This is a genomic window from Nocardia sp. NPDC003999 (assembly GCF_053604885.1).
The window spans coordinates 1-9,561 of record NZ_JBSGIB010000043.1 but is presented as its reverse complement, the minus strand read 5'-3'; the positions used below and the strand labels follow the sequence as shown (position 1 = coordinate 9,561).

Genomic DNA, 9,561 nt, shown 5'->3' with positions numbered 1-9,561 from the left:
GCCGCCGCGTCCGCGACGAAGTCGCCAGCGGCGGTCGCGCAAACGCGAGCCACAAGGGGGCCGCGAACACGCCGCGACGAAGTCGCGGCAACCAGACAGAGCTACGCTCTCGCACATGAGTGATACGACCTTGTGGGAGTACGCGACCGTGCCGCTGCTGACGCATGCGACGAAGCAGATTCTCGATCAGTGGGGCGCCGACGGCTGGGAGCTGGTCACCGTGCTGCCCGGCCCTACCGGTGAGCAGCACGTCGCCTATCTCAAGCGGCCCAAGTAGCGAAGGAGGGTGACGCAGTGACCCAGTGGGAGAAGAACCTCGCCGAGCTCGGAATCACCCTGCCCCCGGTCGTGGCACCGGTCGCGGCCTATATTCCCGCGATCCGCACCGGGTCGCTCGTCTATACCTCCGGTCAGCTGCCGTTCGTGAACGGCGAGCTGTCGGCGGTCGGCAAGGTCGGCGCGGAGGTTTCGGTGGAGGCGGCCAAGGAAGCGGCTCGGCTGTGCGCGCTCAACGCGCTGGCCGCGGTGCACGACCTGGTCGGGCTGGACGCGGTGGTGCGGATCGTCAAGGTGGTCGGATTCGTGGCTTCGGCACCCGGATTCGGCGATCAGCCGGTGGTGATCAACGGTGCGTCGGAGTTCCTCGGTCAGGTCTTCGGTGACGCGGGCAAGCACGCGCGCTCCGCCGTCGGCGTCTCCGAACTTCCCCGGAATACTCCGGTCGAAGTCGAACTGATCGCCGAGGTGCGCTAGACCGGAACTGTCGGCTCCGTTTCTATCCGAGGTTTTGCGATGACGTTGACACACCCCGCCTACGGGCAGCTCCGACAGGTCACCGAGACGGCGGCGGTGCTGCTCGCCGACAATCCGGGACAGATGACCCTGGAGGGAACCAACACCTGGATCCTGCGGGCGGCGGGCCGGTCGGACTGTGTGGTGGTGGACCCGGGTCCGAAGGACGAGTCGCACAGCGCCGCGATCGCCGAGGCCACCGGTGGCCGGGTCGCTCTCACCTTGATCACCCACCACCACCACGACCACACCGGCGGGATCGATCATCTGGTCGAACTGACCGGGACATCCGTGCGCGCCAAGGATTCCGGCTTTCTGCGCGGCTCGGCTGCCGCCTTCGCCGACGGCGAGGTGATCGAGGCCGCGGGCCTGCGGATCACCGTGCTGGAAACGCCGGGCCACACCGACGACTCGGTCAGTTTCGTCCTCGATGACGCGGTGCTGACGGGCGACACCATCCTCGGCGCTGGCACCACCGTGCTCGGGTCAGGCAGTGGTGCGCTGGCCGACTATCTGTCCTCGCTGGACCGGCTGCTGGAAGCGGGCAAGGGCAAGGCGTTGCTGCCCGCGCACGGCCCGGATCATCCTGATCTCGAACCGGTTGCCCGCTACTACATCGCCCATCGGCACGAGCGCCTCGGCCAGGTGCGGGAAGCGTTGCGGGTGCTCGGTTCGGATGCGGACGCGATGGCGGTCGTACGGCGCGTGTACGCCGATGTGGACGAGCGGCTGTGGCCCGCGGCGCGCAGTTCGGTGCAGGCGCAGCTGGACTACCTGCGCGTGCACGGCTGACAGGAACAACGGAACGCCGGGTTCAGTGGAGCGCTGAACCCGGCGTTCGTCGTTCGGGGCGTGTTACCGAGCGCGGCGGGCCAGGCGCTCGGAGTCGGAGATGAGCACGCTCTTGCCCTCCAGCCGCAGCCAGCCGCGATGCGCGAAGTCGGCGAGCGCCTTGTTCACGGTCTCGCGGGAGGCGCCGACCAGCTGGGCGATCTCCTCCTGGGTCAGGTCGTGGGTGACCCGCAGCGCGCCGGCTTCCTGCGTGCCGAAGCGCTGTGCGAGCTGCAACAGCGCCTTGGCGACGCGGCCGGGCACGTCGGTGAAGATCAGGTCGGCCAGGTTGTTGTTGGTCCGGCGCAGGCGGCGGGCGAGGACGCGGAGCAGTTGCTCGGCGATCTCGGGCCGCTGGTCGATCCAGGTCTTGAGGGCGTCGCGGTCCATCGTCACCGCGCGCACCTCGGTCACCGTGGTGGCGGTGGAAGTGCGCGGACCTGGGTCGAAGATGGACAGCTCGCCGAACATGTCGGACGGGCCCATGATGGTCAGCAGATTCTCGCGCCCATCGGGCGAACGGCGTCCGATCTTCACCTTGCCGGACGTGATGATGTACAGCCGGTCACCCGGCTCACCCTCGTTGAAGATGACATGACCGCGCGGGAAATCAACCGGCTGAAGTTGCTTGGCGAGGGCGGCCACCGCAGTGGGCTCGACGCCCTGGAAGATGCCTGCTCTGGCGAGGGCCTCGTCCACGAATGTGCTCCTTAGGGAAATGGCTCTGTACCGGACCGAAGCGACTCGGCCAACAGCGCAGTCTACGCGGCCTCACTACAGCGTAGTGACGGACACCACGTAACGAGTGGATTGCGCGACACTTGCGCCGCGTCAGCTGGCGCGGGCCACGTCCATCTCATCGCCGCGGGAGCGGCGCTTGCGCATCCGGGCGACGGCGGCGGGCAGACCGAGTTTGGTCAGCTCCTTCACCTCGGCGTTGCTTGCCTTGTCCAGGTACTGCTGAACCTCTTCGTCGGGTTCGAGAAGCTTGCGGAGCCGGTTCTCGACCCGCTCCATACCCAGTGCGAACAGCATCAGCACCACTGGGAAGAGCACCACAGCGAGTCCTTGCATGACGAGCAGTAAACACGGTCGAGGTCTCAGATGGAACACGGCAACTGAACTGGAAGGACAACGTTGTCTGCCGATTCCGTATGGTGGACGCGTGCGCGTCTCCCCCTCCACCGCCTCCGGGAACGGGCTTCCGCCCGGCTCCGAGCCCTCCGGAACGCCGCCGGTCGCCGCCGCGGCTCCGAATCGGAAAACCAGGGCACGACAGGCGGAAACCCGGCTCGGGCTGGTCCGCCGCGCGCGCCGGATGAACCGTGAACTGGCGACTGCCTTCCCCGACGCGCACTGCGAGCTGGATTTCACCACACCGCTGGAATTGGCGGTGGCGACAATACTTTCGGCACAATGCACCGACGAGCGCGTGAATCTCACCACGCCCGCGGTGTTCGCCCGTTACCCGGACGCGCGGGCCTACGCCGAGGCAAATCGCGCGGAGCTGGAGGAATACATCCGGCCGACCGGGTTCTACCGGAACAAGACCTCCTCCCTGATCGGACTCGGCCAAGCGCTGCTGGAACGTCACGACGGTGAATTGCCTCACACCCTGACCGAACTGGTCCAGCTCCCCGGCATCGGGCGCAAGACTGCCAACGTCATCCTCGGTAACGCGTTCGGGGTCCCCGGCATCACGGTCGACACCCATTTCGGTCGCCTGGTGCGCCGGTGGGGATGGACCGACGAGGAGGACCCGGTCAAAGTCGAGCACATCGTCGGCGCGCTGATCGAGCGCAAGGAATGGACGATGCTGTCGCACCGGGTGATCTTCCACGGACGGCGCGTCTGTCATTCCCGCAAGCCGGCGTGCGGTGCGTGCGTCCTGGTCAAAGACTGTCCGTCGTTCGGGATCGGGCCGACCGATCCGGAGGCCGCGGCCAAGTTGGTGAAGGGGCCGGAGCGGGAGCATCTGCTCGAGCTGGTGGGCCGGTGAGTTCTGAGCCCTCGGGCCGAAGGAGTGCGGGACATGCGTGGCGCTGGGCACTTGCCGGTCTGATCGTCGTGGTCGCGCTGGCGGTCGCGGTGTGGCCGCGCGGCGACGACCGGAGCGAGGAGCAACACCAGGCTCCCGTTGCCTCCGGCGTCTCCGATGACCTGCGCGCCGCCGCCCATCTGCCCGATTGCCCGAGCGGCGCGGCCCCCGGCAACGGTCCGCTGGCCGGGATAACGCTGGGATGTCTGGCGGACGGCGAACCGGTCGACCTGGCCGCCGCGCTGGCGGGCAAGCCCGCCCTGCTGAATCTCTGGGCCTACTGGTGCGCACCGTGCGCCAGAGAGTTGCCGTATTTGCAGCAATACGCCCAACGCGCCGGAAACGCGATTACGGTGCTGACCGTGCACAGCGACCCTGATGAGGCCAAGGCACTGTCCCGTTTGCGCGGACTGGACGTGAGATTGCCCGGCGTGCTCGACGCCGACGCGCGAGTGCGCACGGTCGTCGGCGCCCCCTCTGTGCTGCCGATCTCGGTGCTTGTGCGTGCCGATGGCTCGATAGCCGACGTCGAGGTGCGCGCTTTCGACGGGGTGGATGACATCGCGGATACCGTCGCGGGCAAGCTCGGAGTGGCCGCATGACGATGCGGGTGGACGAATCAATGGTGGAGGTGACGGTGCGGGCGTGCACGCGGGTCGGTGGGCGAATGCGCGGGGGAGGTGCGCGATGACCATCGAAATGCCCCCCGGCATCCCGAACTGGCTGACCCGCTCGGCCGAACCGGCCCTCGACAGCGCCGACACCGCGACCAGGGCGCGTGCGCTGCGCCGCGCCATGACCGTGACCTCGAAGCCGCGTCAAGCGGCGGTGCTCGTGCTGTTCGGCGGCTCGCCGGAGCCCGACCCGGATGCCCCCGGCGGACTGCCCGCCGACGCGGAGGTGCTGCTCACCCAGCGCGCCTCCACCCTGCGTCAGCATCGCGGCCAGGTGGCCTTCCCTGGTGGCGCCGCGGACCCGGGCGATGCCGGGCCGATCGATACCGCGCTGCGGGAGGCGTGCGAGGAAACCGGCCTCGACCGTTCCGGCGTGGAACCGTTCGCGGTACAACCCAAGCTGTTCGTGCCGGTCTCTCGTTTCGACGTGACGCCGGTGCTCGCGTACTGGCGTACGCCGGGTGCGGTGCAGGTGGTCGACCGGAGCGAGACCGAGCGGGTCGTGCGCGTGCCGCTCGCGCAGCTGCTGGATCCGGCCAACCGCTTCCTGGTTCGCAGCCCCCTCGGTTATCAGAGCCCGGCGTTCCAGGTGGACGGGATGCTGGTCTGGGGCCTCACCGGCGGCATCCTCGCCGGGATCAGCAAGGCCGCGGGCTGGGATCGCGAGTGGGACCACGCGGACGTCCGTGATCTGCAGACCGCACTCGCCGCCGTGGGGATGACGTTATGAGTTCGTCGGCCTGGCTCGACATCGCCGTCGTGCTACTGGCCCTGCTCGCCGCTTCTTCGGGCTGGCGGCAGGGCGCGGTGGCCTCCGCGCTCGCCTTCCTCGGCGTGGTGCTCGGCGCGGTCGCGGGCATCCTGATCGCGCCGCACATCCTGGTGCACGTCGACGAGGGCCGCACCAGGGTGCTCACCGGCGTGCTGCTCATCGTGGTGCTGGTGATCGTCGGTGAAGTCGCGGGCATGGTGCTCGGACGCGCGGCGCGCAGCGGCATGCGTCATCCCTTCACGCGCAGCGTGGACAGCGTGGTCGGCGCGGGGCTGCAGGCGGTCGCCGTGCTGGTCACCGCGTGGTTGCTGGCACTGCCGCTGGCCACCTCGTCACAGCCGGCCATCGCGACCGCGATCAACGGCTCGCGGGTGCTGGCCGACGTCAACGACGTCGCGCCGAACTGGCTGCGCAAGCTGCCCAACGAATTCTCCAAGCTGCTCAACACCTCCGGTCTGCCGGACGTGATCGGGCCGTTCGGGCGGGCGCCGATCGCCGCGGTGGAACCACCGGATCCGAGCGTGCTGGCCAGCCCGGTCGCCGCCTCGCTGCAGCAGAGCGTGCTGCGGATCCGCGGTGTCGCGCCGAGTTGCCAGCGGGCGCTGGAGGGCTCGGGCTTCGTGATCGCCCCGGAGCGCGTGATGACCAACGCTCACGTCGTCGCGGGCACGACGAGCGTCGACGTGGACACCGCCTACGGCTCGCTGCCCGCTTCGGTGGTGCTGTTCGACCCGTTCACCGACGTCGCGGTGCTCTCGGTACCCGGACTCACCGCTCCGGTCGTGCCGCAGGCGCCGTCGCCCGCGCGTACCGGCGACAGCGCCATCGTGCTCGGCTACCCGGGCGGTGGCCGGTACACCGCGAGCGCGGCCCGGATCCGCGAGACTCTGGATCTGACCGGCCCGAACATCTACCGCGACGGAACGGTGAAGCGTGAGGTGTACACCGTCCGCGGGCTCGTCCAGGCGGGCAATTCCGGTGGGCCGCTGGTGGATACCGAAGGGCAGGTGCTCGGGGTCGTCTTCGGCGCCGCGGTGACCGACAACGACACCGGTTATGTGCTGACGCTCAACGAAGTCCGCTCCGAACTCGAAGCTTCGCAGCGTTCCGATGGGCCGGTGGCCACGGGGGCCTGTGTGCTGAGCTGATCCGCGACGCGGGTCGGCCGTACCACCGGAACGGAGCCGTGGTATTCCGATGTCGCGGAACTCGTTCCGCTGCAGGGCTTGGTCGCGACTTGGGAAGGCGGAAGCGCGGGATCGGTGTGGGTACGCGCTTTCATCGAACCGAGACCCGGCCGCGAACCCGTGGCCGGGCCGGAACGCGAAGCGTTCAGCCGAGGAGTTTGACCAGTTCCTTCGTCACGGCGTCCGGGTTCTCCTGGTGGGCGAAGTGCCCGGCCGCCGGGATACCGGCCAGCCGCCGTTCCGGCGAGAGATGGAGGTCGCGGCGGAAGGTTCCCGGCAGTACGTACGGGTCCAGCTCGCCGCGCATGGCCAGGACGGGGATGCGGATGGGTTGGCGCATGGTCGCCATGAACCGGCGGCCGTCCGGCCGCCACTGGCTGCGGAAGGCCCAGCGCTGGTACTCCAGTGCGCAATGCGCGGCGCCGGGGATCCGGATCGCCGACCGCATCCGCTGTGCGGTGTCGACGAATTCGGCGGTGTTCGCCCAACCCGCGCTGACCCGTTGGCGCAGCAGCCGTTCCACTTCGAAGCCGTCGGCGGTGGTCAACAAGTGCTCGCCGTACCGGGGGAGCTGGTAGCGAAGGAAGTTCGGCAGCCAGGCCGCGCGCTGGCGGCGGTTGCGCAGCACGGAGCTTTTCAACGCCGACGGATGCGGCGAGCCCACCAGCGCGATCGAGCGAACCAAGCGCGGATGCAGCACCGCCGTGGTCCAGCAGACCAGACCACCCTCGGCGTGCCCGGCGAGCGTCGCCTCGGTGTAGCCCAGTGCCCGGATCAGCCCGGCGACGTCACCGGCGAGCGTCCAGCCGTCGTAACCGCGCGGCGGCTTGTCGCTGTCGCCGTAGCCGCGCAGGTCGACGGCCACGGTGCGGTAGCCGAGCTCGGCCAGGCCGGTCAGTTGGTGCCGCCAGGACCACCAGAAGTCGCCGAAGCCGTGCAGCAACACGACCAGCGGTGCGTCGGACCGTTCGGGCGCCGCGTCCACGACGTGGAAGCGGATGCCGTTGGCGTGCACGTCCCTATGCGTCCACGGTCCGTCGTAACGGACGCTGGACGGATCCGGGAGCAAGTTCGCCGACACGCCGATCGAGCCTAGTAGCCGCCGTACCGGCTCGCGCGCGCGCCTAGGAAGTCTGCTTCTCCAGGGCGAGCCGGTCCTCGTGCGCGGACGCGCCCAAGCCGTGCGGCAGCACCGTGCGCGCCTGCTTGAGCGAATCGATCGTCTTCTCCGGCGCGCGCAGTTTCTTCACCCGCCGGTAGCCGAGGAACGCCAGTACCGCGGTGGCGACGACCATGAGCAGGAAGACGATCAGGAAGGCCGCCCAGCGCGCCAGCCACACGTCGAGCAGTTCGCCGAGGAAGAAGAAAAAGAAGAACGTGCTGAACAGCAGCACGGTGAGCGCGAGGATGAAGTAGACGCTGCCCTGCAGGCCCTTCTTGATCTCGCCGGTGACCTCGGCCTTGGCCAGTTCGACCTCGGCGCGGACCAGGGTCGACATCTGCTCGGCGGCGTCGCGCACCAGCGTCCCGAAACTGGCGTTGCCGAGCGGATCGGCATCCGTGAGGGGAATGGAGGTGACCGTACGACCGCGCTCCGCGTCGCTCCCGTTACCGCCGTGGTTGAAACTCACTTGGTCGACCCTTCTCCCTGTCCCGGCACTGCTTCAACTCCCGTTCGATCGGCGGTGCTCCCGGTGCCCTCCGTGGTCACGCAGGCTACCGCCTCCGGGCGGATCGCTCGCGCCGCCGTATTGTTCACGTTGTAGCGCACGGGCGTCCCGCCGAGCCTGGTGGACACGCCCACGCCGCAACAGTAGCGCCGAACCGGCGAGCGACGCCGCCATTGATGTCACCAACACAGCGGCCTTCGCCAACTCGACGGCCGACCCGTCCGCGACATCGGCGAGCGCGAGTTCCGCCACGAGAAGGCTAACCGTGAAGCCGATCGCGCCGAGCACCGAGAGGGCGAACATGTCCCGCCAGCCGAGTCCGCTGGGCCGCGTCGCGACGCCCAACCGGATTGCCACCCAGCTCATCCCGAAAATCCCGAGCGGTTTGCCCACCAGCAGGCCGAGAATCACGGCCAGCGCGAGCCGGTCGGTGAACAACTCACCGAAGACCGTGGGATTCAACGGGACTCCGGAGGCGAACAGGGCGAACAGCGGAACGCACAACCCGGCGGAGACCGGCTGGAAGATGTGCTCGAGCCGGGTGGCAGGCGCTTCGGATTCACCGGGATCCGCACGCACCCGGGTGAGCAGGCCGAGGGTGACGCCCGCCAGGGTGGGATGGATGCCCGCCTCGTGCAGCGCGTACCAGGACACCAACGCCAGCGGCACGTAGAGCAACGGAGTGCGGATTCGCGCGCGTTGCCCCGATGCCCACCCGGCGAAGCATCCGGCGGCGACGAGCAGCCACAGCAGCGACACCGTCGTGGTGAACAGCACCGCGATCAGGACGATGGCCATCAGGTCGTCGACCACGGCCAGGCTGAGGAGGAAGACCCGCGCGCCCGTAGGGATGCGTGAACCGGTCAGCGCCAGGACGGCGAGCGCGAACGCGATGTCGGTGGCGACGGGGATGGCCCAGCCACGGTCCATGCCGGGGATCCCGAACCCGACCACCGCCGCGATCAGCGCGGGCGTCACCACACCGCCGATCGCCGCGATGACCGGCAGAGTGGCGCGTCTGCGGTCGGCGAGTTCGCCGACGACCAGTTCGCGTTTGAGCTCCAGGCCTGCGACGAAGAAGAACACCGCGAGCAGACCGTCCTCGGTCCACTCGGCCAGGGTCAGTTCCAGATGCAGCGGCGGTATCGCGACGACCGTCTCGGTGATCGTCAGATAACTGGCTCCCCACGGCGAGTTCACCCACAGCAACGCTCCGGCCGCCGCGATCAGGAGGAGTGCGCCGCCGAAGGTTTCCGTGCGGAGGTAGCGGGACAGTTCCGAGCGCACTCGCGTGATCACGGGAAACCTTTCGGCCGGTGGTCGGGCGGCGCGGACGCGGCACCCACCGGCGTCGGCTGAACGGGTGCGCGACCACTCGCCGACCAGACTTCCCGGCACACCTGACGCAATCTTAACGGGTGCGGCCGGTACCGGGTCCCGGCACCGGCCGCGCTCAGCGCTGTGTGATCAGCCCTTGCCCGCCCGGATCGCCTCGAAGACGCTCGGGTCGACGAGGGTGGAGGTGTCGCCGAGTTCGCGTCCTTCGGCGACGTCGCGCAGGAGTCGGCGCATGATTTTGCCGCTGCGGGTTTTGGGG

12 protein-coding genes are annotated in these 9,561 nt (G+C 69.0%); 7 read left to right on the top strand and 5 right to left on the bottom strand.

Annotated features, from left to right (window positions below; all coding sequences use genetic code 11):
- Positions 1–115: 115 nt before the first annotated feature.
- Genes ACWESM_RS36415 through ACWESM_RS36405 form a run of 3 tightly spaced genes read left to right on the top strand, consistent with a single transcriptional unit; the run spans position 116 to position 1,584 of the window.
- Positions 116–277 carry a DUF4177 domain-containing protein gene (locus ACWESM_RS36415; protein ID WP_085994820.1) on the top strand — a complete coding sequence of 54 codons (162 nt, stop codon included), beginning with the start codon at positions 116–118 and terminating at the stop codon, positions 275–277.
- A gap of 17 nt (positions 278–294) precedes the next feature.
- Entirely contained in the window at positions 295–753 is a 459-nt protein-coding gene (locus ACWESM_RS36410) for a RidA family protein (protein ID WP_355078678.1), read from the top strand.
- Positions 754–792: 39 nt separating this feature from the next.
- The gene (locus tag ACWESM_RS36405; protein ID WP_356963457.1) at positions 793–1,584 is read left to right on the top strand and encodes an MBL fold metallo-hydrolase; all 792 of its coding nucleotides are present in this window, start codon (positions 793–795) and stop codon (positions 1,582–1,584) included.
- 63 nt (positions 1,585–1,647) lie between these two features.
- Here ACWESM_RS36405 and ACWESM_RS36400 read toward each other — a convergent pair whose 3' ends face one another.
- Both ACWESM_RS36400 and ACWESM_RS36395 read right to left on the bottom strand, forming a co-directional pair.
- Positions 1,648–2,322: a Crp/Fnr family transcriptional regulator gene (locus ACWESM_RS36400; protein ID WP_039794544.1), complete on the bottom strand. Its 675-nt coding sequence runs from the start codon at positions 2,320–2,322 to the stop codon at positions 1,648–1,650.
- 132 nt (positions 2,323–2,454) lie between these two features.
- The gene (locus ACWESM_RS36395; protein WP_067799616.1) at positions 2,455–2,697 is read right to left on the bottom strand and encodes a hypothetical protein; all 243 of its coding nucleotides are present in this window, start codon (positions 2,695–2,697) and stop codon (positions 2,455–2,457) included.
- 223 nt (positions 2,698–2,920) lie between these two features.
- Between ACWESM_RS36395 and nth the strand changes: the two genes are divergently transcribed.
- From nth to ACWESM_RS36375, 4 genes are all read left to right on the top strand, one after another.
- On the top strand, positions 2,921–3,622 hold the full coding sequence (gene nth, locus ACWESM_RS36390; RefSeq protein ID WP_355078736.1) for an endonuclease III: 702 nt from the start codon (positions 2,921–2,923) through the stop codon (positions 3,620–3,622).
- Positions 3,619–4,263, top strand: coding sequence for a TlpA family protein disulfide reductase (locus ACWESM_RS36385; RefSeq protein WP_364439766.1), 645 nt, complete (start codon positions 3,619–3,621; stop codon positions 4,261–4,263). The genes nth and ACWESM_RS36385 overlap by 4 nt, the downstream gene beginning before the upstream one ends.
- A gap of 85 nt (positions 4,264–4,348) precedes the next feature.
- The gene (locus ACWESM_RS36380) at positions 4,349–5,065 is read left to right on the top strand and encodes an NUDIX hydrolase (RefSeq protein WP_355078675.1); all 717 of its coding nucleotides are present in this window, start codon (positions 4,349–4,351) and stop codon (positions 5,063–5,065) included.
- Positions 5,062–6,255, top strand: a complete 1,194-nt coding sequence (locus ACWESM_RS36375; protein WP_355078674.1) for a MarP family serine protease — start codon at positions 5,062–5,064, stop codon at positions 6,253–6,255. Before ACWESM_RS36380 ends, ACWESM_RS36375 begins: the two co-directional genes overlap by 4 nt.
- A gap of 184 nt (positions 6,256–6,439) precedes the next feature.
- On the opposite strand, the gene ACWESM_RS36370 is transcribed toward ACWESM_RS36375, so the two are convergent.
- From ACWESM_RS36370 to nhaA, 3 genes are read right to left on the bottom strand one after another with little or no spacing between them, the layout of a single operon-like run.
- Entirely contained in the window at positions 6,440–7,375 is a 936-nt protein-coding gene (locus ACWESM_RS36370; RefSeq protein WP_355078673.1) for an alpha/beta fold hydrolase, read from the bottom strand.
- A 43-nt stretch (positions 7,376–7,418) separates the two neighbouring features.
- Positions 7,419–7,925 (bottom strand): phage holin family protein, encoded by a 507-nt coding sequence (locus ACWESM_RS36365; protein ID WP_355078672.1) that lies wholly within the window; start codon positions 7,923–7,925, stop codon positions 7,419–7,421.
- A gap of 33 nt (positions 7,926–7,958) precedes the next feature.
- A complete protein-coding gene (gene nhaA / locus ACWESM_RS36360) occupies positions 7,959–9,263 on the bottom strand; it encodes a Na+/H+ antiporter NhaA (RefSeq protein ID WP_364439773.1) in 1,305 nt (434 codons plus the stop codon).
- Positions 9,264–9,561 lie beyond the last annotated feature (298 nt).